Source organism: Xenorhabdus griffiniae, assembly GCF_001028135.1.
GTDB classification, from domain to species: domain Bacteria; phylum Pseudomonadota; class Gammaproteobacteria; order Enterobacterales; family Enterobacteriaceae; genus Xenorhabdus; species Xenorhabdus bakwenae.
In genome coordinates this window covers 17,056-44,048 of the sequence record NZ_LDNM01000106.1, presented here as the reverse complement: position 1 = coordinate 44,048, position 26,993 = coordinate 17,056, and the positions used below count along the sequence as shown (strand labels likewise).

At 45.1% G+C, this 26,993-nt stretch carries 20 protein-coding genes and 6 pseudogenes; 18 read left to right on the top strand and 8 right to left on the bottom strand.

Annotation, left to right across the window (positions count from 1 at the left end; genetic code table 11):
* From AAY47_RS22910 to AAY47_RS16805, 3 genes and pseudogenes are all read left to right on the top strand, one after another.
* A partial coding sequence (locus AAY47_RS22910; RefSeq protein WP_235428393.1) for a hypothetical protein occupies positions 1-211 on the top strand: 211 nt, incomplete at its 5' end.
* 209 nt (positions 212-420) lie between these two features.
* Positions 421-1,320 carry an IS982 family transposase gene (locus tag AAY47_RS16810; RefSeq protein ID WP_047771298.1) on the top strand — a complete coding sequence of 300 codons (900 nt, stop codon included), beginning with the start codon at positions 421-423 and terminating at the stop codon, positions 1,318-1,320.
* 323 nt (positions 1,321-1,643) lie between these two features.
* Positions 1,644-2,655: pseudogene (locus AAY47_RS16805) on the top strand (IS630 family transposase).
* Positions 2,656-2,756: 101 nt separating this feature from the next.
* Here AAY47_RS16805 and AAY47_RS16795 read toward each other — a convergent pair.
* Genes AAY47_RS16795 through AAY47_RS16775 form a run of 5 tightly spaced genes read right to left on the bottom strand, consistent with a single transcriptional unit; the run spans position 2,757 to position 6,643 of the window.
* Positions 2,757-3,335, bottom strand: a complete 579-nt coding sequence (locus tag AAY47_RS16795; protein ID WP_047771296.1) for a TerD family protein — start codon at positions 3,333-3,335, stop codon at positions 2,757-2,759.
* A gap of 50 nt (positions 3,336-3,385) precedes the next feature.
* Positions 3,386-4,414, bottom strand: coding sequence for a TerC/Alx family metal homeostasis membrane protein (locus AAY47_RS16790; RefSeq protein WP_047771293.1), 1,029 nt, complete (start codon positions 4,412-4,414; stop codon positions 3,386-3,388).
* Positions 4,415-4,441: 27 nt separating this feature from the next.
* Entirely contained in the window at positions 4,442-4,897 is a 456-nt protein-coding gene (locus AAY47_RS16785) for a tellurite resistance TerB family protein (protein ID WP_047771291.1), read from the bottom strand.
* A 31-nt stretch (positions 4,898-4,928) separates the two neighbouring features.
* A complete protein-coding gene (locus AAY47_RS16780; RefSeq protein ID WP_047771290.1) occupies positions 4,929-6,056 on the bottom strand; it encodes a TerD family protein in 1,128 nt (375 codons plus the stop codon).
* A complete protein-coding gene (locus tag AAY47_RS16775) occupies positions 6,056-6,643 on the bottom strand; it encodes a TerD family protein (protein ID WP_047771289.1) in 588 nt (195 codons plus the stop codon). Before AAY47_RS16775 ends, AAY47_RS16780 begins: the two co-directional genes overlap by 1 nt.
* Before the next feature lie 351 nt (positions 6,644-6,994).
* Here AAY47_RS16775 and AAY47_RS16765 point away from each other — a divergent pair, with 351 nt between their 5' ends.
* The 5 genes from AAY47_RS16765 to AAY47_RS16745 all read left to right on the top strand — a co-directional run bounded on the left by AAY47_RS16765 (position 6,995) and on the right by AAY47_RS16745 (position 11,566).
* The gene (locus tag AAY47_RS16765; protein ID WP_047771287.1) at positions 6,995-8,179 is read left to right on the top strand and encodes a phosphoribosyltransferase domain-containing protein; all 1,185 of its coding nucleotides are present in this window, start codon (positions 6,995-6,997) and stop codon (positions 8,177-8,179) included.
* Positions 8,172-8,945 carry a hypothetical protein gene (locus tag AAY47_RS16760; RefSeq protein WP_047771286.1) on the top strand — a complete coding sequence of 258 codons (774 nt, stop codon included), beginning with the start codon at positions 8,172-8,174 and terminating at the stop codon, positions 8,943-8,945. The genes AAY47_RS16765 and AAY47_RS16760 overlap by 8 nt, the downstream gene beginning before the upstream one ends.
* Entirely contained in the window at positions 8,938-10,017 is a 1,080-nt protein-coding gene (locus AAY47_RS16755; protein WP_047771284.1) for a cysteine protease StiP family protein, read from the top strand. The genes AAY47_RS16760 and AAY47_RS16755 overlap by 8 nt, the downstream gene beginning before the upstream one ends.
* Positions 10,017-10,946, top strand: coding sequence for an HpcH/HpaI aldolase/citrate lyase family protein (locus tag AAY47_RS16750; RefSeq protein WP_047771282.1), 930 nt, complete (start codon positions 10,017-10,019; stop codon positions 10,944-10,946). Before AAY47_RS16755 ends, AAY47_RS16750 begins: the two co-directional genes overlap by 1 nt.
* A 134-nt stretch (positions 10,947-11,080) precedes the next feature.
* Positions 11,081-11,566 (top strand): hypothetical protein, encoded by a 486-nt coding sequence (locus AAY47_RS16745; protein WP_047771281.1) that lies wholly within the window; start codon positions 11,081-11,083, stop codon positions 11,564-11,566.
* Between the two features lie 73 nt (positions 11,567-11,639).
* Here the strand turns inward: AAY47_RS16745 and AAY47_RS16740 are convergent, their stop codons facing one another.
* The 3 genes and pseudogenes from AAY47_RS16740 to AAY47_RS23360 all read right to left on the bottom strand — a co-directional run.
* Entirely contained in the window at positions 11,640-12,134 is a 495-nt protein-coding gene (locus tag AAY47_RS16740; protein ID WP_047771279.1) for a TIGR00645 family protein, read from the bottom strand.
* Between the two features lie 93 nt (positions 12,135-12,227).
* Positions 12,228-12,449 (bottom strand): annotated as a pseudogene (locus tag AAY47_RS21390) (chorismate-binding protein); the annotation flags it as partial.
* Between the two features lie 46 nt (positions 12,450-12,495).
* Positions 12,496-12,687 (bottom strand): annotated as a pseudogene (locus AAY47_RS23360) (transposase); the annotation flags it as partial.
* 426 nt (positions 12,688-13,113) lie between these two features.
* Here AAY47_RS23360 and AAY47_RS16735 point away from each other — a divergent pair.
* From AAY47_RS16735 to AAY47_RS16705, 10 genes and pseudogenes are all read left to right on the top strand, one after another.
* Positions 13,114-13,578: a hypothetical protein gene (locus AAY47_RS16735; RefSeq protein ID WP_047771278.1), complete on the top strand. Its 465-nt coding sequence runs from the start codon at positions 13,114-13,116 to the stop codon at positions 13,576-13,578.
* Positions 13,579-13,662 (top strand): annotated as a pseudogene (locus AAY47_RS21835) (IS1 family transposase); the annotation flags it as partial.
* Positions 13,663-14,049: 387 nt separating this feature from the next.
* On the top strand, positions 14,050-17,172 hold the full coding sequence (locus AAY47_RS16730) for an autotransporter outer membrane beta-barrel domain-containing protein (RefSeq protein ID WP_083446701.1): 3,123 nt from the start codon (positions 14,050-14,052) through the stop codon (positions 17,170-17,172).
* Positions 17,173-17,596: 424 nt separating this feature from the next.
* Positions 17,597-17,758 (top strand): annotated as a pseudogene (locus AAY47_RS16725) (branched-chain amino acid transport system II carrier protein); the annotation flags it as partial.
* Between the two features lie 38 nt (positions 17,759-17,796).
* Complete coding sequence (locus AAY47_RS16720; protein WP_047771275.1) at positions 17,797-19,110, top strand: sodium-dependent transporter; 1,314 nt, start codon at positions 17,797-17,799, stop codon at positions 19,108-19,110.
* 273 nt (positions 19,111-19,383) lie between these two features.
* Entirely contained in the window at positions 19,384-19,479 is a 96-nt protein-coding gene (locus tag AAY47_RS20930; RefSeq protein ID WP_072059817.1) for an IS1 family transposase, read from the top strand.
* A 2-nt stretch (positions 19,480-19,481) separates the two neighbouring features.
* Positions 19,482-19,577 (top strand): annotated as a pseudogene (locus AAY47_RS20925) (IS1 family transposase); the annotation flags it as partial.
* A 410-nt stretch (positions 19,578-19,987) separates the two neighbouring features.
* The gene (locus AAY47_RS16715) at positions 19,988-21,103 is read left to right on the top strand and encodes a hypothetical protein (protein ID WP_047771274.1); all 1,116 of its coding nucleotides are present in this window, start codon (positions 19,988-19,990) and stop codon (positions 21,101-21,103) included.
* Between the two features lie 62 nt (positions 21,104-21,165).
* Positions 21,166-26,232, top strand: a complete 5,067-nt coding sequence (locus AAY47_RS16710) for an RHS repeat-associated core domain-containing protein (RefSeq protein WP_047771272.1) — start codon at positions 21,166-21,168, stop codon at positions 26,230-26,232.
* A 272-nt stretch (positions 26,233-26,504) separates the two neighbouring features.
* On the top strand, positions 26,505-26,951 hold the full coding sequence (locus tag AAY47_RS16705; protein WP_047771271.1) for a VapA/VapB family virulence-associated protein: 447 nt from the start codon (positions 26,505-26,507) through the stop codon (positions 26,949-26,951).
* Positions 26,952-26,993: the final 42 nt, after the last annotated feature.

Genomic DNA, 26,993 nt, shown 5'->3' with positions numbered 1-26,993 from the left:
GCATCGGAAAAAAAGATGGCACTATTTGCTGCTGAAAAAGGGGACGTCCATCACATCACTACAGACTGGGGGCACTGGCCTGGGCAGGGGTTCGGATGGGCGATATGGCAGGCATGATGAGTCAGGGCGTGGGGCAGGTCAGGCAGTCAGCGGGCATGTTCGGGCAAATGATGATGCAGAAACTGTTGTCCAGAGGAAAGTAGTCAAATAGATGTTTAAAACTTAAGGGATAGAACGCTATCCCTTAAGAATAGTTTGAATTTATGTGAGCTTGATTTTTTCCTCCTGTTTAACCTGTTCATAGTTGTTTCGATAATTAATATAACGCGATGCTCGACTTTTATGATGAGTTGAAATGACATAGCCAGTCCTTTATAACTTTAAGTCGCCAAACTGAGAGAAATAAAGGAACACAAGGCTATGTCACAGCAAGATTTTATCATTTGGGTGTTTTGTTGGGTAGATGACAATTTAACGCAGTTACAGCAAGGTATGCGATTCAGAAGCCGGGGATATCCGCCTAAACTGAGCGATGCAGAAGCCATCACGATGGAAGTGGTGGGCGAATTTTTAGGCTTTTCAACGGATAAAGGCATTTGGACGTACTTTCGTGACCACTGGCGCGAGTGGTTTCCGGAACTGGGTTCACGCGCCAATTTCGCTAAACAGATTTCGAATCTTTGGGTTGTTAAACAACAACGGCAAGAAAAGCTGGCGAGGTTATTGGGCGCGCCCGACAGGCCGGTACATATTATCGACGGATTTCCGCTGGCCGTCTGTGGATTCAAAAGAGCAAAAGGCAGTGCCAACTTCAAAGGACAAGCCGATTATGGGTACTGTGCCGCCAAAAACGAAACTTACTACGGCTTCAAAGGACATCTCATGATAGACGAAATCGGCGTGGTAACCGGGTTTACGCTGACGCCCGCCAATGTCAGTGAGCGTGAAGCAACCTGGGATGTGATCGGTTCGATAAAAGGCTATTTGCTGGGTGATAAAGGGTATTTAGGCGTTGAATTTAAACAGGAAATGAAGGCAGAGGGTATTGAAATGATTACCCCAGTGCGTGCCAATAGGGATGATCCCATCCCCAGAAAAACGAGAAGGGTCATTAACGCCAAACGCCGTTTAATTGAAACCGTGATTGGTCAACTCGCCGGACAATTTGCTATCGAGAAGTGCTGGGCACGGGATTTGTGGCATTTGAGTAACCGAATTGCCAGAAAACTGCTTTCTCACACATTGGGTATTTTTGCCAATTTTAAACAAGGTAAAAGTCAACGCGACTGGCTTCAACAAGCCAACGTTATAGGATGTTAAAGTCGAGCATCGCGTTTAATATAAGTATATTGTCGCATTATTGTGTTAATTCATGGTGTTCTAAATTTAGGACTTGCATTCACATAGTTAGCACAACACTCATGATCTATGTCACAAAAAAGCAAATTGTTTAATGCTATTTTATCCAATATATCTTACATTAAAAACGTATATTGGTATGTTCTATCACATCAATATCCTCCTACTTGTTATAATGAAAATCAATAATTCGTAAAAATAGTTATCCAATTTTTGCATCTGGTTATACCCCTCGTAATTGAAGATGCTTGATTTTTCATTCTTATCAGATCATGATCGTGACCATGAAAATTCATCTGACAGCAGATCAAAAGAAAGCCCTCGAATTGATGCATGATACTACTCGCGATGGACGAGTACGTGACCGCATCAAGGCTGTGCTTTTGGCATCAGAGGGCTGGACTACCCAGATGATTGCTCAGGCCCTGCGTATCCATGAAAGCACCGTGAACCGCCATCTGAAGGAGTACTTCTCTCAGGAAAAACTCGCCCCTGAAAATGGCGGCTCTGAAAGCCGTTTATCTGCTGAACGCACCGTTGAACTGATTGATTATCTGACCGCAAATTTGATGCACACCACCGCACAAATCGTGGCTTATGTCTGGGATCAATGGCAGATGGCTTTCACTGTCGCAGGTATGATGAAATGGCTTCACCGTCAGGGAAGAAGCCAATGGGGGTTCCGCATAAATTTGATGCCGATAAACAGCAACAGTTTATTGGGGCCTACAACGCGCTGAAGGAAGCTTGTGGCCAAAATGAGCCTATTTTGTTTATTGATGCCGTGCATCCTACCCAGTCTACAAAATTAAGTTACGGCTGGATGAAGAAAGGAAGCACGTCAAAGTCGTTGAAACCACCGGCAGTCGTACCCGACTCAACATCCTGGGCGCCCTTCATTTACACCGGATTGAAGACACCCTGATACGTGAATATCCGACGATTAACGCGAAAAATGTCGTCCTTTTTTTCGGCTCAATCCGGGAAACCTACCCACTTTCGCAAAAAATCCACATTATTCTGGATGGTGCGGGTTACCACCGCTCCGAAGTCGTTCAATTTTTTGCCGAGATTTTGAATATTGAGTTGCACTACTTGCCACCTTACAGCCCTAACCTTAACCCGATTGAGCGATTATGGAAATATATGAATGAGCAGGTACGAAACAATGTCTATTTTCCGGATGCAGAAACGTTCCGTCGCTTTTTTCATGTCACATTGTCAGAAAAAGCGAAAGAACTCACCACTCGGTTGACTGATAACTTCCAGATTTTAAAATCTGCATCTTCAAGTTAATTGCGTATAAACAAATAGGTAAAGCCACAAAAAGCCCTACCGATATTATCAAGCAGGGCTTTTAATTTCAGTGCGCTGAATTCAAGCTAATAACACCCAAATTAAGCAGCGTTGATACCATACTGGGCACAAACAGAAGCCAAACCACCAGCATAACCCTGGCCTACTGCGCGGAATTTCCATTCTGTATTGTGGCGATACAGTTCACCGAACAGCATAGCGGTTTCGGTAGACGCATCTTCAGTCAGGTCATAGCGTGCTACTTCAATTTGTGTGTCATCGTTAACCAGACGGATGAAGGCACCGGAAACTTGACCGAAGCTCTGGCGACGAGCTTGTGCGTCATGGATAGTGACTACAAACACCACTTTTTCTACGTCAGCAGGAACTTGATCCAGTTTGATTTTCAGTGATTCGTCATCGCCATCCCCTTCACCGGTACGGTTGTCGCCAGTGTGCATGATGGAGCCGTCAGACGATTTCAGATTGTTGTAGAAAATGAAATCTGCATCACCACGTACTTTGCCGCTTGCTGTCAGCAGGAAAGCTGAGGCATCAAGGTCAAAGTCTTGTCCGTCAGTAGAACGAGCATCCCAGCCGAGACCGAACAGAACGTTTTTCATGCTTGGCGCTTCTTTGCTTAGAGAAACGTTACCGCCTTTAGAAAGAGATACACCCATTGTTATTTCCTCACTTATTACGTCGTATTAGTTATCTGGATTTTACGGATTTAGCTTGCATTTTCTTTTTGCGGGAACAGCAGGCTGGCAAGAATACCGGCTGCCAGTACGCCAATTACCACAAATAAGCTACTTGTTGCTGAAATTGAATAGCCGTGGTGGAATATATGCTCAGAAGCATTTAGACCCAGTTTTATGGCAATAAAGAACAGTAAAACGATCACTGCCTTTTCCAAATGCACCAGATACTTTTTCAATGCTTCAAGCACAAAGTAGAGCGTGCGCAGACCCAAGATAGCAAACATCATGGCGCTGTACACAATTAATGGTTCCCGGCTGACTGCAATCACCGCAGGAACAGAGTCAAAGGCAAACATCACGTCCGACAGTTCAACCACTGCCAGACACAGCATCAATGGCGTAGCATAAAGTGCGGCTTTGCTCGCCCGACCCACTTTCACATCGGCGTTTTCTGGTTTAGCTAATTCCTGGCCCACTTCTTTTTGGTTCAGTACAAATGCATGGCCGCGCAGTTTCGGCCAGATTGGGAAGAAACGTTTCACCAGACGATAGGCAAGGTGCTGTGAATAGTCTTCGATTTCATCGTCATCACCACCACTTTTCAGCATCATAACCGCTGTCCAGCCAACAATAACTGCAAATATGATTTCAACCCACGGCCCAAGTACCAGCAGACTTGTCCCAATGGCAACGAAAATACCACGGAAGACAATCGCGCCGATAATTCCCCAATACAGGACTCGATGGCGATAGCGGTCCGGGACAGCGAACCAGGAGAAAATCGCCATGATGACAAACAGGTTATCGACGGAAAGGACTTTTTCCAGTGCATAGCCCGTGACAAACAGACTTGCGGCTTCCGCGCCGTGATGAACATACAGGAAGCCCGCGAAAACAAAGGCAATTGCGATCCAGAAAATAGACCAAAGGGCGGCACTACGCAGCGAAACCGGCTTATCATGACGATGCATAAAGAGGTCGATAAAGAGCGCACCAACCGACAGAATAATAAATACAGCAACGGTTTCCATCGGAAAACCAATGTGCGTGGATACCATGAAGTAAGCCTCTTAAATTATCTGCGATTACAGTTCGAAATCAGCCGGTGTAAAGCCAAGGGCTAAACAAATTTCACGGGCCGCCTGTTTTTCGTCGTTATCAAAGTCACCATCACTCTTGGCGACTGCAATTCCGACGCGCAAAGCAAGCTGCGCCGCTTCCGGCTGCTGTTTCAGAGCCATAATGAATTTCATGGCTTCACCTTTACCAATGTCAGCATCAAACTCATAGCTGCTGACCAGTTTGTTAAAGAATTCGATAATCTCAGAGGTATCGAACACTTTCAGCTCAGGGGAGTTTTTGATGAAGCCGATCATTTTCTGCTTTTCTTCTGAACTGACGCCGTTACTCGCCATGGCAACGTGTGCACATACGGCTACCGTACCTTCCATGAATTTTCTGTTCTTGAAGCGACTCACTTGAGTGGTGAGTTCTTCACGGCCAGCGTTGAACGCTGATTTGATTTTGTTTAAAAAGGACATCAGTCCCTCCGCTAATTGGTAAAATAGAGAGTTATTTCTTGCCGGATGTCCAGCTAAAGCCCCAGCTAAACGCCTTGTCCATCTCTTTATGCCCGCTGAAGTATTGATTGATGCGTTCTACTTTGATGGTGCCGTTTTCATTGACAAGGCGGGCAATAGCACACATGCCTTTGTGGTTGTTGCCTTCTGTCATCCGCGTTTCAATCGGGGGTTGGTCAGGGACATAAATTGTGACTATGCCATCGGTTTTATCCCAGCCAGGCACGCCCTCATAGATAAAGGCGTAGATCAAAACTTCACGGATGTTTTTCCATTCAACCCCATTGACGTGGAGCCATTCACCGTCACGCACTTGACCGGTGCGATCATCACCCTGTAATTCTACATAGGGTTCATAACGGTAATCGCCAAAGCGATCCCCCAGTGCCTGTACAACGTCTTTCTCTCCATCTTGCAGTCGGACGAAAGCACCGAGATCTAAATCCACGTTTTTGTTTGCACCGAACATGCCTTGCAATAGGCCTTTTGAGGGGGCGGTATTTTGACTCCAGTTCAGATTGATGCGAATTTCACCGTAGCTGTCGCGTTTGCTAAGGCTGATAGTCGGTTTTTCTTTGGTCAAAGAAACCTTACTCAGATTGACGGTATTTGGTGCTGGCTCATCATCCATAATATCTACGCCAAAATGTTCAGCCAGTGGTTTGAGACCGCCATTAAAGCCCTGGGCAATAAAACGGAATTTCCATTCACCGTTCCGGCGATACAGCTCGCCGAGGATCAAGGCAGCCTCTGGACGGCCCTGTACGTCAACATCTCCCTGCAAAATCACGCTGCTGTTCAGTTCAACCTGAATGGAAAGATTACGCAGATTGGAAATCGTTTGATTACCGTCGCAAGTCGCGGTGAACGCGACTTTCTGGACATCCTGGCTCAATGCCGGCAAGTTGACACTGAATGCGGTATTGAGATTACCGGTAGTCAGCCGGACGGTGTTGTCATCATTGACCGGCTGACCGTAGAACACCATATCTGGATCACCCTTCACTTTGCCATCTGCATACAGACGGAAAGCAGAAACATCAACGGCTGAACCCGATAGAACCCGCACAGTGAGCGTTTGATGGGGAACGGGAGCGTTGGCCCCAGGTGTCAGATTCATTAGCGCACCACCGTCTCAACAATCTGCGGAAACATCGCGTCAATAGTACGTCCAAGACAAGGGACGCCGTGTGCTGTGAAATCCCACTGACCCTCGTTGCGGCGCAAGGAGGAGATGATAATGCCAGTGTGAGCGCCTTGCTCATTCAATTGATAGCGAGCCAGCTCTTTGCCGTTTTGGTCAACGACGCGGCAGAAGGCATTTTCAACGTCATTGAAGGTTTGACCACGGAAACTGTTAACGGTAAATGCAAGGTATTCGACATTGGTGGGAAGTTTGATGAGATTGACGCGGATAACTTCATCATCCCCATCACCTTCACCCGTCAGGTTATCGCCAGTGTGTTGTATAGAACCACATTTTGATTTCAGTTGACCGAACCACACGGTATCGATGGCATTCCCCGATTTATCAAGCAGAATGCAGCTTGCATCCAGATCGATTTCATCACTGCCCCCGCCGAATAAACTCGCCAGAAAGCCTTTTTTCTTGGTCACAGGATCCCATCCCAGACCAAAATTCATGTTAGCCAGTGATGCGCTCTGTTTGGCGAGCGAAACTGACTGATTTTTGCTTAACGAAACCATTAATGACACCTCTATTCTGTTCGTCGGTGAATCACGGTAATTTCACGTATTAAAAAATCATAATATGACAAATAGATAACTAAATCTGTCATATTATGACTCCCGTAAACAGGTATATTGGCTGTTAACTGTATGATAGAAAACAGTCTGATTTCGTTTGGTATGATTTCTTTTCCATGCAGAAAAGTCAAACAAATTTTGATGTAAATAATCATAATATGATTGACATTTGTTAGTTTGAAACTCTAGACTGCGATGTATATTTCACCGAATTAAGAACAAATGCTGAAAGTTACCCTATTAGTTCGGGGCGATTGGTTCAGGCCGAGATTTTTTTGAAAAGGCATCCCCATGACCGTGTTGAGTGACACCGATGTTTATAAAAAAACCGTTGATGAAAAACAGATTTTTCAAGAGCAGGTTTACCAAAGAAAGTTAAACAGCGGGACATTGACGGTGACGGCATCGCGTCGCACAGCATGTCTGGAAACCCTGTTTGATATCGCTGAACGCCGTAATCCCAAAAGAGCATTCCTGTTTGTCAGTAAAGTCTTGGGGCGACATATTCCGGTCAAGCCATCGATCATGCGTTCGATTTATCAGCAATTATCTGCCCGGTTCCCTGCTCATCTTCCCGGCCCGGTTCTATATATTGGCATGGCAGAAACGGCTGTCGGGCTAGCTGCAGGGGTATTTCAGGAAACGCAACACAAAGCCGATAAGCCTGTATTTCTGACGTCGACACGCCATCCGGTTGATGGCGATTTATTGTGTGAGTTTAAGGAAAATCACAGCCATGCTACGGATCATCTGATTTATTGGCCAACAGAGAGTCGATTGCGCCAACGGGTGACCCAAGCCCGAACTCTGGTTCTGATTGATGATGAAGCAACCACGGGCAATACGTTCCTGAATTTGCTGGATGCACTGCGTCTTGCAGGGCTTGAGCATATTGAACATATCGTCACCGTGACATTGACAGATTGGAGTGGTAAATCGGTGGTGAAACGCAGCCCGTTGCCGGTTTCTGAAGTTTCCCTGATCGAGGGGAATTGGCAGTGGGAAGCGGATATCTCTGCGCCAGTGCCGGTCATGCCCCAAGTCAATGTGACGGCCCAGGGAGAAATCAACATCATAGGCCAACAGAGCTGGGGACGTTTGGGGCTGGATGAGATCCAATGTGACATTGGCGCTGCAATCAGTGCCAAAGCAGGCGAAAACGTGCTGGTATTGGGTTCCAGTGAATTTGTCTGGCAGCCGTTCCTGCTAGCTGAACGGCTTGAGCAGGAAGGGGCATCAGTGGTATTTGGTTCGACAACCCGCTCTCCCATTTCTTGCGGTCATGCCATCCAATCTGTCATGGCTTTTACGGATAATTACGGGCTGGGCATCCCGAATTTTCTCTATAATGTCGCGCATCAGCACTTTGATCGGGTGTTACTCTGTCTTGAAACGCCCAAAATGTCCGTTGACCCTGCGTTAATGGCACAGCTTGCCCGTGTTTCTCCGGTTGTCGAGATCGTGGGATATGATTAAGCCTGTATTTTTAACTGATCTTGATGACACGCTATTTCAATCTCGCCGCAAGCTGAAAGAAATATCTTTTCGCGTGGGGGCCTTGGATCGAAAATGTTTTCCCCACAGCTATCTGACTGAAAAACAATCCATGCTGGTTGATTGGCTGTTGGCTCATGCCGAGGTTATTCCAGTCACCGCCAGAAATACAGAACAATTAAGCCGTGTGCAGATCCCTTTCAGTTCCTGGTGTATTGTTTCGCACGGTGCGGTGATCCTCACACCAGAAGGTGCTGTTGATGAGCTTTGGCAATCGTGCATGTTGTCAGAATTGTTGTCATATCGGGATAAATTGTGTGAGTTGGAACGGTTGAGCCAGCGTTTGATGGCATCTTATAGTATCGATGCCTGGGTACGCATTGACTATGAGTACGGTGATGTACCTGTTTTCCTGATCATCAAGCACCGCAACCACGATAGATTGAATGAGCTTAATATCCTGGCTGACGCTTTAGCCCAAGAAAGTCATTTCCAGCAAAACTTTTATTTCCATCAAAACAATAACAATCTTACTGTGCTGCCAAAGTGTGTTGACAAGGGGCTGGCGACTCATCACCTCTTGCAAAGACTTCGTGCTGAGAGAGGCGTTTTCCCGGTTATCGGCCTGGGAGACAGTCTGAGTGATCACCGTTTTATGCAACTGTGTGATTGGTTTAGTATGCCTCAGCAAAGCCAGTTTGCTGACACATTAATGACAGCCTTATTTGGAGCTGTAAATAATGAATAGCTTTTCCCCTTTCTCTGGGAGTTACGCTTCTGATGATGTTCAATTCCTGCTAAAGCCCGTTCAAATTGAGATGACGCCTGTGGATATTAAGGAGCAGTTGATCCAATCTGGTGCTCGCCATTATTCGGATATGTTAAGTCAGGAGCCGGAACCTACGTCTTATCACCTTGAACTGTTTGATAAAGCGCTTGGGCAAGGGGCTGTTCGGTTGGCGACGGAAGTTGTGATGCTCGCCAAAGCGCTGGTATCCCGCTTTGGTGATACGCCGATTGTCTTGGTCAGCCTGGTCAGGGCTGGCGTTCCTTTGGGGGTGATGTTGCATCAAACGCTCAGAGAAATGGGCAAATGCTCTTATCATTATGGCATCAGCATTATTCGGGATCGTGGTATTGATCATACAGCGCTATCGTATATTGAGCAGCAACATGGAACGGATGGCGTGGTATTTGTTGATGGCTGGACAGGCAAAGGCGCGATTACGGCAGAACTGTCGCGATCTTTGGCGGGGCGGGATGGTTATTCAGGTCTCCCACGTCTGGTGGTATTAGCTGATCCTTGTGGGTGTTCGTGGCTGGCAGCCAGCGATGATGACTGGTTGATTCCTTTCGGTATTATGGGTGCGCCGGTATCGGGATTGATATCACGTTCGATCTGGCATGAAGAAGGATTGCACGGTTGCGTGCAGTGTGATCACCTGCTCAAGTTTGAGTGCAGCTGCTTATTGGTGGATACTGTTGCTGATTGTCGTCATCGATTGGATTGCGCTGCTATACCAGACGCGGTTTGGTTGCCGCAGGAAAAAACCGCTTTGCAGCAATTAAGCAAAACGGTGATTTCCAGTCTTGCTGAAAAATACCAGATTGACAGTATTAACCGTATTAAACCTGGTATTGCAGAAGCCACCCGTGCAGTATTACGACGTGTGCCAGAACATGTACTCGTGCGTTCCCTGGATGATCCTGATGTTGCCCTGTTGGTTCATTTGGCCCGTCAGAAAAATGTTGTGATTACGGAAGTCGGTGATCTAATCGGTCAATATCGTGCTGTAACTATGATTAAGAAGGTCGCGTGATGAAACCAATCCCTTCTCCACATCGACTCGGTGCCACTCTGTATATGCCAGCTACCCGTCAGGACATTGCTGAAATTGTGTTACAGAATAAGATCCCTGATCTGCGCTCGCTGGTTATTTGTCTGGAAGATGCCGTTAGTGAACAGGATATTCCCCTTGCCCTCGAAAATCTCCGGGAAGTCATGCAAACATTGACCGAAGAAAGCCGTTTTTCTTCCAATACCGATTGCCATCGTCCCCTGATTTTTATCCGTCCACGTGATGAAAGAATGGCAAATTATCTGGTGACCAATGTCAATCTGAGTGCCATTGATGGACTGGTTTTGCCCAAATTTACCCATGCTTCGTTGTCCGGCTGGTGGGATGTTATTGGTTCAACCCATCTGTGCATGATGCCAACACTGGAGAGTGAAGAGGTGTTTGACGTTCGGAAAATGAACCAGCTTGCGGACATTCTCAAACAACACCCTTGCAAGGATCGCGTTATTGCCTTGCGTATTGGCGGTAATGATCTGATGAATGTCATGTCCCTGCGGCGCTCCCGTAATTTTACCCTGTATGATGGGCCGATGGGCTATGTCATTAAAATGTTGGTTGCCGTTTTTGTTGCACGGGGATTTGCTCTGACTGCGCCGGTTTGTGAGCATATTGATGATTTGAGATTACTGGAAAAAGAGCTGGAATTGGATGTTGCCCACGGTCTGGTGGGAAAAACAGCTATACACCCGAAGCAGATTAAATGCATCCAACGAGCGCTAATGGTTAATGCTCATGATCATGCTGAGGCGCTGACTATTCTTAGTGCCAGTGAAGCCGTGTTCAAATCGCAGGGAATGATGTGTGAACCTGCCACCCATCAACGCTGGGCAGTCAATATTCTCGAGCGGGCAGCGCATTATGGTATAGAACCAGAGGCAATAGTATCTTAACCGGTTGAAAATATTGCTAACGCTTTCACTCGTTTTGATATTGATTTGCCTGTGATAGTAGCTATGCTGAAAGTTATTTTTGTAGTTAACAGTAGATAGCCTGGGGTTTGCTATCCCTGACTTGGTAATAAAAAATGCTGCTTAGTCCCAAACAATTTAGAAATTTTAAATTAACTTTATTACTTTCACAGGGTAAACCGGTTAGTAAGGTGAAGATCATTAGGGAACTGAATTGTTCGGAGCCTACGTTAACACGTGCATTGCGGGAATTGAGAGATCTTTACTGTGCGGATATCCGGTTTAGCAAAATGGGCAATACTTATCAGTTAGTGGATAAAGGGATCCTGACCAGGAAAGATGTGAGAAGGATTGAAGAACTCCTTGTGCAGCATCTCAGTTGTAAATCTGAAGACGCCACCAGCCATGTCTTTCTTGATAAAGAGAAAAAAAAGCCGGTTTCCCTATCCCTAAGAATGTCTGTCATCAGAAAAATTGATAGTTTGGCTAATCGTCTGGAAACAACCCGAAGTGATGTCGTTGAAACGGTCGTGGATAGGTTTATTGAAAAATTGCTCAAAGAGTCCGTGAAAGGAAGTTCATCGAAGAGGCGAATTCCGTAATGCCAGCCGGTTGGATTCAACTGGCATCAGGGCGATGATTGTGGGTTGGCTTGTTCGCTTACTGTTTGATCGCTTAATGATTGTGGCGCGTAAGTTTATCCAGATATCCCATCACAAATGCGGACAAAACAAAGGTGAGGTGAATAATGACATACCACATAAGTTTATTGTCCGGCACATTTTTGGCATCCATAAAGACGCGCAGCAAATGAATGGAGGAAATGGCGACAATTGAGGCTGCAACTTTATTTTTGAGTGAGGTCGCATCCATTTTCCCCAACCAGCTTAATTTCTCCTTGCTTTCGTGAATATCCAGGCTTGAAACAAAGTTTTCATAGCCAGAAAACATCACCATTACCAGCAACCCGCCAACCAGAGCCATATCAACCAGGGAAAGCAACGTCAGGATGAGGTCGGATTCTGTAATGTAAAGAAGGTTCGGCAGGATATGCATGATTTCCAGAAAGAACTTAACCGCAAGGGCAAATAATGCCAATGATAAACCGAAATAAACCGGTGCAAGTAGCCAGCGGGAGGAATACATTGTATTTTCGAGAAAGCGTTCCATTGTGTTTTTTATGTGTTGCAAAAGGGGCAATAGTATAGATCAAGAGTGTGAAAGCTATGAAATACATATCGCAGCTAAGTGCCCAACGATGCACTATACATGGTCAGAAAATAGTAAATGACTATCATTGCTATCAGATAATCCCAGAGCTTGTAGCATGGTGCCAAGTTTCACCTCTGTTTCTTGCCATTCACCATGGGGTTGTGAATCAGCAACGATGCCTGCTTCTGCAAAGAGTCGCATAGGGTTTTCGAATCATTCCCCACAACGAAGGGTAACAACCCATTCACCATTTTCCTTGGCATTACACCAACCGCTGGGAACAGGAACTGCTGACCCCTGTATTAAAGAAGGCGTTCGCCTTTTTTAGGATTTCCTTTTCCATCCTTAACTGTTTGTTTTCTTCTCGAAGTTTCAGCAACTCCTGTCGCTCACCAGAGGTTAGGATTCCGGGTTGGAATTGCTCGACATGTTGTTTCCGCCAGACATGTAGCAATTTTTTGGAGACCCCTAAGGATTCAGCGGCTTGTGGGACACAATAACCTTGTTCTATACCAATCTAACTTCAAGATGCGCCTTATATTTCCCCGCGCAGCGGGGAAATATAAGGCCTCGCGTCGTCTTGCGGATTGCAACTTGACGTTTATCGAGTATATAAATATAGTTTTTAATTAGTTATAGGGAGAGGGAATATCCTCTCCCTCTCATCTTTTTATTGCGCATCTAAACATTCATAATAAAAAATTTCTATTAATCCGTTAAATTTACGTAATCCTGTGGTTTTAATCACGGATGGAGTTGCTTTCATATGGTTCTAAGACATTTAAAGATTTAAAAAATAGCGTGGAGGTCTTTTTATAGTAAGTGAATTGTTCTTCTTGAAAATTTTGATGGTAATTAAAAATTAACTTTTGAAATTTTTAACAAAATAATTAAACTATATCATTATTATGAATCGTAAATTTTAGAGGCTTATGTGATGGGTAACGAAAAAAAAGTAGTTTTTTTTATTATTTTAATTGTATCTATATTTACTGCATTTATTGGATTTATAGTTCATGTTATTAACGTTGAGTTGTTAATGCCATACATTAGAAGTGAAGTAAATAACGTATCTGTTTTACCCTCTTGGGATGTTAGGTACTTAGCTGCATTCACAAGTATAGAAACAGGTTTTGGTATAACAATCTTGTATATATTCATAAAAAGGGGTATGCCTACATCTAATTCTTTCACAAGAGGAATTATTATGTGGTTACTTGAATTGGCGATCATGGGTAGACTAGTTCGGCAACCACTAATGGATTTTGCTATAGGAAACTCTTTCTTAATATCTATATTGCAAAACTCAATATCATGGATTAATTGGTTTTTCATTTGCCTTATAACTACATTTTTATATGATTATTTAATTAAATTATGGTGTAAAAATAATAATGGATAACGAAAGACAATTGGTGATTCCAAATCGGAAGAAGTGCACGACAAAGTGATAGGGACGTTTATTGAGCGTGAAAACTACATTTAGCGGGTAATCCACCCATTCAATACCTGACCTACCATAGAAGCAGGCTTCTACGTTCGGGCACGAAATTTGCCAATCAGGGTTAACGAAAATAAAGAACCATTCCAATGTTTCAGAATAACATCATGGAATGTTATGGTTTGGTTAAAATTTATTAAAATAAGGGTTGATTAAATGTGGCATTTTATAGTGAGTATTGGTGGTGTAAATAGTGTAGGTGATGGCTTTGATTAAACCCGCTTTCTTTTGATAACAATCTAAAAAACAGCACGCCTTTTTAATCTGTCCCTGCTTTTTAGACAACGATCACCTTGATGGTTTCAAGCTGCCTACACAATAAAAAACATAAGAGCTGGCATTTTTGCAAATCAACAATGGATGGTGACTAACATGAATAAGAGATACAGAATACCCTGGAACACTCTGGCTTCCTCACGTTTATCCGTCAAAACCCAATCACGAGTACTTTATCACGCGATAGCTTGTTGTTTGGCCGCAGCCAGCGCAGGCACCTATGCGGAAAATTATGTTGAGAAAGGACGGATTGGCGATCCGGCCAGTTGGCGTTCCAGTGAGTTTTCGGGCCAATGGGGACTGGGTGCTATTCACGCTGATGAAGCCTATGCCAGCGGCTATACCGGTAAAGGGATCAAATTAGGCATATTTGATCAGGCCGTTTATGCCAAACATCCTGAGTTTATGGGAAAAGATAAGGTCACCAACTTAAAAACTTCGGGGATACGTGAATATACCGATCCCTATATTCCGGTGAAAAAAGGTGATTCATTCACTTATGATGGCACGCCGTCCGTGGATAGGTACGGGAGGCTAGGAACACATGGTGTTCATGTTGCAGGCATAGCGGCAGCTAACAGGGATGGCAGAGAGATGCATGGCGTGGCTTATAACGCCCAAATATTCACTGCGGATAACGGTGATCCCGGCCCTGAAGATGGCATTATCTTAGGCAATGATGGTGGTGTTTATCAGGCTGGTTGGAATGCCTTGATAGACAGTGGTGTCCGTATCATTAACAACAGCTGGGGGATTGGTATTGATAGGGAGCTTGAGAGAGGCGGGAAAGATCCGAATGCAGCCCATTTTACCCTGGCTGAGGCCCGGATGCAGTTTGATGAAATCAAACCGATTTTGGGGACAAAACCGGGGGGAGCATATCAGGGGGCAATTGATGCTGCCCGTAGCGGTATTGTGACAATTTTTGCTGCTGGCAATAGTAATAACTACAGTAATCCAGATGCTATTGCGGGCCTGGCTTGGTTTGTGCCAGAGATTGCACCAAACTGGTTGACAGTAGCGAGCTTGCAAAAAGATCCAAATAGTACCCATAGCGTGCCTTATATCATCAGCAATTTTTCCTCCCGCTGTGGCTATACGGCCAGTCTTTGTGTCAGCGCACCGGGTAGTGAGATCTATAGTTCAGTCATTAAGGGAACTGGAATAGATGATATGACTACCGGCTATGACAGTTATAGCGGAACCTCAATGGCTGCACCACACGCGGGTGGTAGTATTGCGGTATTGATGGAGCGTTTTCCCTATATGAGCGGCGAGCAAGTCGCTTCCGTGCTTCGTACTACGGCGACTGATATGGGGGAAAAGGGTATTGATGAGCTTTACGGCTGGGGATTGATCAACCTCGGTAAAGCAATAAATGGCCCTGGCATGTTCTATACCGCAGAGGATATTCCTGAAAAACTCCGTATACCAGATCCTGACGGAGTCGCCTACGGCAAGGGGCAGTTTATCGCTGATATTCCGGGTGTTGGTGCCGTACTCGATAAGGATAAACCGACTGAACGCATCTGTGATGCGGGTCAGTGTGCTCAGGATCAATGGAGCAATGATATCAGTGGTCATGGTGGATTAACTAAACAAGGTAGAGGTGCGTTGACTCTCAGTGGCCAGAATACCTATTCTGGCCCAACACGGGTCAAACAGGGATTACTGAACGTGAGCGGTAGTGTCTCTTCTGGCGTATCCGTCATGGAAAGTGGCACGCTTGGTGGGAATGGGACGGTGGGGACGCTCAATGTGCAGCGTGGCGGGACGGTAGCACCGGGTAACTCTATAGGTACGCTTAAGGTTGCCGAAAAAATTACCTTTGAACCCGGTTCTCATTACGCTGTTGAAATCGCTTCCGATGGGCGCAGTGACAACATTCAGGTTGAAAAAAGGGCACAGATCGATGGCGGAAAAGTTACCGTTTCCCTTGAGAATACGGCGAACTTGCTTTCTTTTGAAGAGGTGCGAAGCCTGACGGGTCAGCAATACACTATTCTTAGTGCGAAGCAGAATATCAATGGCCGTTTTGATGATGTCGTCCCGAATTATCTCTTCCTGGGTGCTGGATTGTCTTATCAGCCTGGTGAAGTCACTCTCCATGTTGGGCGTAATGAGACGGCTTTTGTCGATTTTGCTAAGACACAGAATGAACGCGCAGTGGCTGCCGCCGCTGATGCTCTTGGCATGGATAATCCGGTTTACGAAAGTATCTTAGCCAGTCGTTTTGCGGAACAGGCCCGCTCTGCATTCCGTCAGCTTGATGGACAAATCCACGCTGATATTGCATCTCAGTTGGTTAATGACAGCCGTTATTTGCGTGATACCTTGAATTCTCGTTTGAGTCAGATTGAAGGCTATTCATTTTCGCCTGATATTCATGGAGACAAGAACGGTGCATGGGTTCGATTGCTTGGTGCATGGAGCCACGCTTCTGGTACAGCGAATGCGACGGGCTATCAGGTTTCCAACTATGGTTTATTCCTTGGCGCGGATGCTCTTATTGATGAATACAGCCGTCTTGGTATCGCAACGGGTTATACCCGTACTTCCCTTGATAGCGGTAACAGTGTGACTGCTGACAGTAATAACTATCACCTCGCTCTTTATGGTGACCGTCAATTTGGTGACTTTGTTTTGCGAGCCAATAGCGGATTCACGTGGCACCGTATTGATACCAAACGCTTTATCAGCTATGGCAGTCAGCGTGATAGTGAGAATGCCCGGTACAGTGGACGAACAACACAATTATCCGCAGAACTTGCTTACCCTCTGCCGACAGGGGTTGTGAATTTGGAGCCATTCGTTAACTTGGCTTACGTCAATTTCCGCAATGAAGGTATTAACGAAGATGGTGCTGCCGCCGCACTTCGTGGTAACAGCCAACATACGGAAGCCACTCTTTCCACATTGGGATTACGTGCCAATCATAGCTGGCAGACTGCATGGGGTTCTTCAATGACCCTAAAGGGAGAATTAGGCTGGCAACACCAATACGGTGAACGTGAACGAGCAACAGGTTTATCGTTCCGTGGCAGTAACACAACGTTTGTGACTCACAGCGTGCCTGCTTCTCGTGATGGTGTGGTGCTAAAAGCTAACGCGGAGATGAGTGCAAGTAATAACGTTTCATTCACGCTTGGCTATAGTGGATTGCTCTCCAGCGGTCATCAGGACAATAGTATGAATATCGGTTTTAGATGGCAATTCTGATGATGGGCGGGCTGTAAACATTCGATAAAATATGTGGAGTCAGTGATGCTGGCTTCACTATATTTCTTATGGTTTTATTGTGGTGTCATAAATGCCATTTCTATTAATGCCCTTTCTCCTGGTTAATAACTCCATAATTGAAGAGTCTCATTTTCACTTTATCCAAAGCTTGCATGTGAACTTTTGCAAGATTGGTGTTTGGCGATGGGCGTTAAATATGGTCAGCGAACTCTTCTCCGTTAATGCTTCAAGATAATCTCTTTGATGTTAGCACTATCATTCTGTATCTTGCGAATATCAGTGAATAGGATGTTTATCACTGACTGTTAAATCAGAATCCAGTTTCGTCAATGGAAATTCAAGAGGTTGTGATAGTTACTATTACATTTGCAATTATTTTTACAACAATAAGTTAACGATTATTATGACATACCGTTTATCATCTAAAGATATTTGGGCATTGGGCTTTATAACCTTTGCCCTGTTCGTCGGGACAAGAAATATCATCCTGCCTATGGTTAACCTGCAAGCAGGTGAGCCTGTTCGTCGCACTGCTGCTGGTTTTTTGCTCACGGTTATGGGCCTGAGTACATGTGCTAACACAGTATTTATTCGGGGGTTAGCATGAGTCAACAATGGACATCCCGTCTGGGGCACATATTAGCAGCAACCGGCTCTGCCGTTGGCATTGGTGCCATTTGGAAATTCTCGTATGTTTCAGCAACAAATGGCGGCGGTGCGTTTCTGGTTGTATTTTTATTGTTTAGCTTTGTGATTGGATTAGCGGTTCTGTTGGCTGAGAACATGCTGGGAAGCAGTACGGGTGAAGTGGCCGTTAATGCGTTTAAAAAATTACTGGGTAAACACTGGGGGTGGGTTGGCCTTATCGGTGTATTCAGTTCATGGTGTATCTATAGCTTCTACAGTGTTGTCGGTGGCTGGACTATAGGCTACACAGTGATGGCAAGTACAGGGAAATTGAATATTACAGATGTTTCTCAACTGACATCTATTTTCACCAATTTCATCAGCAATCCGTGGTGGCCGATAATCGCCCATCTGGCCTTTTCAGGGCTAACCTGTTTCGTTGTATTATCGGGTGTGCAAAAAGGTTTGGAAAAATCAGTTAAGGTCATGATGCCACTGTTATTTTTGATCATGATAGTGTTAATTATTATTGGCATCCGCTTACCTGGCTCATCAGAAGGGTTAAAATTATTCTTATACCCAGACTTTAATAGCTTGACCGGAAAAGGTGTTTTAGATGCATTAGGGCTGGCATTTTTTTCACTGTCTATTGGTTTAGGGATCCACATTACGTACAGCTCCTATTTGCCTAATAACAAAGGCATTGGTAAATCGAGTATTTGGGTTGTAAGTCTCTCCTGCTTGGTCTGTATATTGGCTGGTCTGATGATTTTTCCTGCTTTGGCTGCTGCTGGTTTAAAACCAAATGCGGGACCTGGATTAACGTTTATGACGATGCCAATTTATTTCGCCAGTCTTCCTGGTGGCTCAATCTTAGCCGTCATTTTCTTTTTATTATTATTAATGGCCGCACTGACCTCAGCAATTTCATTACTTGAGCACATCGTTGCTTATGTTCAGACGCGTTTTCAATGGTCGCGCCGTAAAACAAGCTTAATAGTCACGGCATCGATTATGTTAATGGGGATACCTGTTTCCTTATCTTTTGGTCCTCTAAGTCACGTCACATTAGGTGGAAAATCCATCTTCGACATGCTGGACTTTATTACTTCCAATGTCCTCATGCCATTATTCGGGATTATCATCTGCCTCGTATTTGGTTGGTCACGTAAGGTCAATGCACTAATACCGGATAACATGTCATTGCGCAAGCGTCAGTGTTTACGCTTTATATGGCGATATGTCGGACCTTTATGTATCGGGGTGATTTTGGTACACGGACTTATTTGATTGTGTTAAGTATCATCTTTCATCCATTTTTATTTGATAGAGAATGATACTGCAATTTTGCGACACTGTTGCATTTTAGGTGAAAATTTAAACGGGCGAGTTTATCCACCAAAACCGCCCGTTAGCTGTCATCAAAATGCCTAAAATCGCCGGATCCCTCAAATGGAAGGTGTGCTTATATTCTTAAGCATGAAACGGGGCTATGGGTTTTTCTGGTCACGTATTCAACCCGTTGATGATTATGTATCATCGCTCTTTTTTCGGAGAGATTAAATGGCGACGGTTGAAATAAAATGTCGATTTTGTCAGCAAACGGAATTCGTCAAAAAACACGATAAAGGCGATGCAGGGCATCAACGCTATCCATAACCAAACTGTTGAACCGTAAAACACTCGGTTACTCAAAATCCCCGGAGAGGCATGACAAAGTTATCGGCACTTTTATCAAAAGGGAATACTCTATTTAAGGCGGCTCAACGGGGTGAATACGTGACCCATCACTCCAATTATTTAAATAAATTCATGTCATGAAGTAGTCTTATAAAAAATAGATCAATGAAAATAATTTGTTGTTATTTTGATGGATTTTTTATCTTTTATTTATATAATTTTAATTAATGGGATATTTATTTTTATTATTTTATTGGAAATACTTTAATACGTGGTCTAATATTTATATATACCAATATTGATTATGGGTGTCGCTATCAATTTTTAATTGAATGCAGTGTGTCATATTGGGTGTGAATTTTAATTTAATTAATAATATTTTATTTTTATGGAATTATTCTCAGTGTATTTCTATATTGCATTGTGGAAAAATCAAAGAATCATCAGGGTAATCAGTTGTTTTATTCTTTCTCAGAGGGAAATCATAATGAAAACACAACTAAAGAATAATTTATCTAAAAAAATAGAAGGGTTGCCTACCTTTAATATTGTGGTATCTGATGGTCGCCGAGAAGGTGTGCTATTCGCGAATGGAAATATGCAACTTGGTATTGTGATTAATATACAAGCTACGACGGATAATTATGATGAGGAAGTAAAATTATCTGATGAACAATTAAATAGTATTGAATTGGTTAATAAAATAACAGGTGAAAAATTATCGAGTGAGTGGTCATACAGTTCTGAGGAAAATGATTATTTGCACCAGTTTCCACAACAAGGCCTGACAGAAAACACAAATTTATCACCTGATGAAATAGATTCATTCAATAATAAACCTGAAGCTCAGAAAAAAATTTATTGGCTAAAAACAACAGCAATTGAAACCATCGAAATAATAGCAAGAGTGACATTGGATGGGAAAACATTTTTATCAGATGATGAACATGGCAAGGGATCCCACATTTCTGTTACGGGGCGAAAAGAAATTATTTATCATGCTAATGGTCTGGTGAGGCAAACAGAAAAAAATGTCGCTAATGGTACATATAAATGTAAAGTGACCACTGTTGAACCCGGTGGTCCATTTGTTAGCCCACGTACAGTAATTGAATTTGAGGATCTGGAATGGATTCAAGATAATCATTACATCTATATTAATGATAGTTATAACTTTTCTGTTCATGATGTTGATATTAAAAATACGATAAACGACAACGATATTTCCAGATATGATTACCGAAGGTTTACTCATCATACAAAAGATGATCAACTTTATCTTTGGTTTCTGTGGGGGAAATATAAAGCCAAGAGAACGGCTGGCGCTGATTATCAGTCTAAAAAAGATTATTTTAGTGATTCTGGTATCTCTATAACCAGGGAAGCGACCCCACAAGTAGAAATAGACACAACACCACGTACTGATGTTGTTAGTTTGAGTCGACTTTATTTCAAAAAACCAATAAACAATTTTTGGGTTGATGAAGCTAACCAGGTTCCACAATTTAAATTTCGTGATATTTATGGCAATGAATCAGTCTGGCTAAAAATTATAATGGATGTCTCGGATAGTGAGAACGAATTTCACCTACAGGAGGGGTAAAACGGTCTATAGAGTTTTAACGACCAAAATATTCTGTTCTCAAAGAAAGATAGGTGACAAAGATGAGTGATAATTTTTTCTCCCAGGCCGCTAATTTTCAGAGCACAGCAACGGGCCGTGTCGATCCGCGTACCGGGTTATTTAATTACGCGATGCCGCTGGCACACCTTATCGGCAATAACCAGCTTGGCCCAGAGCAGACTTTTGCACTGTCTTATAGCCCGCTCAATTCGAGCGATATTGGTTTTGGCATCGGTTTTTCGCTGGGACTCACGCACTATGATGCTGAAAACCGGTTGTTAATGCTTTCAACCGGCGAACGGTATAAAGTATTTGAAACCGATGACCGGGTCTTTTTGAAACAATACAAACAGGATGTTATTCGGTTTGAAAAAGATGTCGGACAAAATGTTTACCGAGTGATCCATAAATCCGGTCAGGTGGAAATACTGACCGGTCCCCGGAATCTCTGTGATCTCAAAATCCCCACTCACATTATCAACCCACTGGGGTGTACTCTGACACTGAACTGGGATTATGGAATGGGGGGAATCCCCCGCCTTGTTACAGTATCAGACGAAAATCAGGTGCTGTTAAAAATCCAGTATAAAGCGGCTATCTATACCCGTATTATGGTCTGGCCCGACACACCGGAATCTTATGTTATCCGGTTAGACTTTGAGAATGACCGGGTTACTCATATCCATAATGAGGCGGGTGACCAAACATTAAGCTGGGAACTGGGGTATGACTCAGACAGCGGGTTCTTAACCCGGATTTCATCACCGACCGGCATTGCTGAATTTGTGGATTACGATTTTGAGGGGCATGACTTCCCTAGTCACGCCCATCTACCGCCGTTGCCTTATGTCACCCGACACACTCAACAAACTAAGCGAAATCCTGATGTCATCAGGAACTATGAATATACCGAATATAATTTTCTGGGGTATGGCAGTCATGAGAGCTGGAATGAGGATGATGACTATCTCTACGGTGTCCTGACAAATTATCACTATGGCTCAACCGAGCATTGGAATAATGGCACAGAACAGCGGCATATTACCCGGCTTTACAATAATTACCATCTGCTGATTTCAGAAAACGTGCAGCAAAACAGCTGTCAGCGTCAGCACGAGACAAAATATTATGCCCGCATTGGACAGAGTTTTGATAACCAGCAGCCGCAGTTCCAGTTACCGCAATCCGCTACTGTGCGTTTTATCAGTGACAGTGGCCAGCGGGAAGAAGTGACGCAGACTGAATTTGATGCGGCGGGCAACCCGACCGTTCAGGTAGCGCCGGACGGCACCCGTACTGAATGGGTATATTACCCAGTAGAAGGGGAAGCCGACCTGTGCCCGGCAGATCCGCACGGGTTTGTGCGTTACGTGAAATCTAAAACAGTAACGCCAGCACCGACAGCGGGCTATGACGATGCACCGGTGCATCAGGTGCACTATCGTTATGATACCTTATCCACCCGTTCCGGCAGCCCGAACTCATATGCTGTGGTGTGTACCCGGCAAGAAATGTACAGCGGCAGTCAGTTACTGCAAGCCAGCCAAACGCATTATGTGGATCAGCCAGATCAGCCTCACTACCACGGGCGGTTGGCATTGATTGAAGTAACGGTCTACAGTGTGCCGGATAACACTTCAACGGACACCCCGCAGCACTGGATCAGCCAGAAGCGTTTCAGCTACAGCCTGGCAGACGGAGAACTGCAAAGTACCATGCAGTGGTGCGGACATGACGGGCTGACCGTCAGTGGCATGCAGGTAATATCGTGTGTCAGTGGAAAAATCTTGCGTGAACAAGACCCGTTGAGTTGTACGGCACACTATACCTATGATGCACTGGGACGCCTGCTGAAACATGTGAATAATGCCGACACGGATTACGCCCGCGATACTCAGTTTACTTATACTATTGAAGAAGATAACGTGCTCACCACCACCCAACAGGATGTCTGGGGCAATCAGATGCGCACCCGGCTTGACGGAAAAGGACAGTCTTATCAGCAGGAAATACTGGCGAAAGGGCAGGAAGCGGCGGGCTGGCGTCAGGTTTCAGACACCGAACGGGACAGCTGGGGACGGGTTATCGCGAAAACGTACCATGACTGGTTACCAATGGGAACAGATCCAGAAAAAGAGGCACCGGCCAGGCCGGTTTCCATTCGTCAGCAAACCACTTACGACAACTGGGGGCAACCTTGCCGGGTAACGGATGACACCGGAAAACGGTTGCGGCAGGAGTATGATCCGGTCACTCTGACGACTCGGCATCAAACGGAAGCGGATGGCCTGTCGTTCGGTTATACAGAAGTCGTCTACGACCTGCGACACCAGCCGTTGACCGTAACGCAATATGACAGTCAGGGACAACAGGTCAGCCAGCAAAAGAACGATTATGACGGACTGGGCCGATTACGCGCCACGGTGGATGCGCAGGGGCAGAAGACCGAATACCGTTATGATGTATTTAACCGGGTATCAGTGATCCAGTACAGCGATGGCACCATAGTGCGCAAAAGTTATGCGCCGTTCAGCGTCGGTGCGTTACTGACGCAGATAGAAGCCGACGGAAAAGTGCTGGGTATCCGTGAGTTTGACAGCCTGCACAGGGCGATATCTACCACGGTTGGCGACCGTACCCAACGGGCGACCTATCAGACCAGTAATCCTGCACCGGCAACGATCACCGATGCGCAGGGGCAGACATCGCAGCAGCAGTATGAACCCCGGCTGGGCAACGCGTTGCTCCAGATGATCACGGCGGGTATCCAACAGAACTTTACCTATGAGACTAAAACCGGCGCGATGATTCGGGCGGTGACGGCACAGCAGGTTACTCAGCAACTCAGTTATACCCCTGCCGGGCAGTTACAGCAAGAAAGTGTGTGTTTTGACGATCCCGGCGCGGGAGCGGTTCGGAACGCAGAATACAGTTACTCGCCGGCTGGCAGACTGACGGAATACCGGGGATTTTCAACGGCAGAAGGCCGAAGCCGGCGGCTGCGTTTTGATACGCTGGGGCGGCCGGTTGAAATGGCTGACGATGCCCTCCGCATGACCTTTTCCTATGATGCCGCCAGCCGGGTTAACCGCTGGACGATACAGGATAAAAAAACAACGCGGCAACTGATGACCACGCTGAACTGGGATGATTTTGGCCGGGAAACGGAACGCCAGATCGAAAGCGACACTGACATACTGACACTGACGCAGACCCATACCGTTATTGGTCAGTTAGCGAGCCGGATGACCCGATCACAACAGGCCGGCCTGTTACGGCAGGAAAGCTACACTTACGATACTGCCCGCCGCTGGCTGACTGATTATCAGTGCACAGGGAGCGAGTGCCCACGGGATGCCTATGGTATGACACTGGCTCGCCAGCAGTTCACTTATGATAGGCTGGGTAATATCCTGACCTGTATCACCACGCTGACGGATGGCAGCAGTGATACGGCGACGTTCAGTTACAGCCCGTCCGATACCTGCCAGTTACAGCGTATTACTCATACCCATCCGGGCTATCCGGCGGAAATCACTCTGGCTTACGATAAGAATGGGCGGCTGATCCGGGATGAGACCGGGCGAGAGCTTACCTACGATGCGCTGGGCAGGCTCACATCAGCCAAGCTGAACGAAAACACTTGTGATTACGGGTACGATGCGGCAGGCCGGCTGGCACTGCAACGGCTGAACGGTACGCAGACGCAGGAACTGTATTATCAGGGCAACATGCGGGTGATGGAAGTGCTGCGGGAAAGCGGGGCAGAAACCCAGCGAGTACAGGCGAACGGGGTGCTGGCGGCAACAGTCACCGACAGTGGCATACACTTACTGGGTACTGACGGGCAGGGCAGTGTGCTGATGAGACAACAGCATCCTGATACCCTGACCCGCTATCGCTACACGCCGTATGGACAGCAGGCAACAGACGAACAGGACTCCGTTCAGCCAGCGTATACCGGGGAAGCCTTCGATCCGGTGGGCGGCGGTTATCATCTGGGCAATGGCTACCGTACCTACAATCCGGTACTGATGCGGTTTACCGCCCCGGACAGCTTAAGTCCGTTTGGTGCCGGAGGGCTGAACCCATATGCATACTGTTTGGGTGATCCGATAAACCGGAGCGATCCCAGCGGGCAAATGAGCATAGGCAGTATTCTGGGCATTGTCTTTGGGACGATAGGTTTGGTCATCGGGCTGGCAACGGTGATCCCGACGGGAGGTGCGTCTCTGACTCTTAGCAGCGCGATTTTAGCGGGGATCGGCTTTTTGGGCGATGCCACCGGGATTGCCAGTGCGGTGATGGAAGAGAGCAACCCGCAGAAATCAGCGGTGCTGGGCTGGGTATCCCTCGCTCTGGGGGCATTAAGTTTGGGCAGTGGGCTGCTGGGCGGGCTGGCGCGGGGAATGCGGCAGACCGGTGAAAGGTTGACCGAGAGTTTTTCTCATGGGCTGAGTGGCAGAGGTGCGGCGGCGGCGGGAAGTAGTCATAGTTACACTACGGCTGGCGTTCAGGCTGTCATGGAAACAGAGTATGTACGCGGTTTCAGACAGATTAAGGATCTGGTTGGCAGTGATATTGTGGAAGTCAGAGGTAATAACCCGATAAATAATATCGAAATTAATATAGATAGACTGACTAATACAGTTGAGAGTCACGAGTATCAAGAAATTTTTGGAAATGTTTTGAAATTAGGTTTTTGGGAAACTTCCAGAAGGGATATATGGAGAATAAATAATACTGTTCCAGTAACTTTTCTAGCTGGACAAAGTGCCCATGTGAATATTACAGATAATATTTATTTAAGGTTATATGGACAATTTATTACTAATAATTCTGCTGTAACACACGTTACCAATACTAATCTAATACGTTCAATCATTGATTGTCATTTTACAACTCACACCCCTTTTGATGATTCAATAATGTCGCTAATACTACAAGTGTGGCAGATGAGCAACTATAGAGGGGCGTTTAAAGATTGGGCCGCCGCTGACTTAACACTGAGATTTCCTCAGCAAGAACATAGGATACAACAAATAATAAATTCTATTTATCTTCAGGAATCATTTGTTTTTTCTTTTTTATATAATATGTTTTTTTAGCTGTTGATATTGAATTTTATAATGATTTTGAGGTTAATGATTGTGAGTTAAAAATGCATTAATGCTTAATCAGCTTATACTCAATAAACTTTAAATTGCAAGCCGAAAGACGACGCGAGGTCTTATGTTTCACCGCTGCGCGGGGAAATATAACACGCATCTTGAAGTTGGATTGGTATATTATTCCTATGCCTAAGAATATGATAAATAAAATAATATATTTTGGCTGTTGTTTTTTTCTCCATTTATGGAATATAAAAGAGGATAATATTATGAACGAAGTAGAACAAAATGAAATAAAATTTAAAATCATTGAGGATTTTAAACAATATGCAAAGGATAAATTGGAACCCAATGTTATTGGTGAGGCCGTAAAAAGAATAGCTTCTTCAAGTAATGATAAATATTACACGACAGGTGATGTACAAGGCATCGTTTTTTTCCTACTGTTTAGCCTGGAAGTAAATATTGATAAAAAGTCTTTTAGTGGGAAGGCCGGCGGGCTGACTTCTCCCGGTTTTGCCTGGATGGAAGGCTATGTTTATACCGAAGATTTAGGTAAAGTTTATTCTGATACTGTCAGTTTCGAGTTTAATGCCTCGCCCGTATACTTTAGTTTACTTTTCTTTGATTCACACAGTCATTTGCTTGGTCATTTCCAAAGCGCCGCTATTTCCACTATATCAGGCATTGGTGGTGGATCAGGTTCATGGAGTTAATGATTTATCATATGCAATTTCAGTTAAGTCCAATGATGAGTA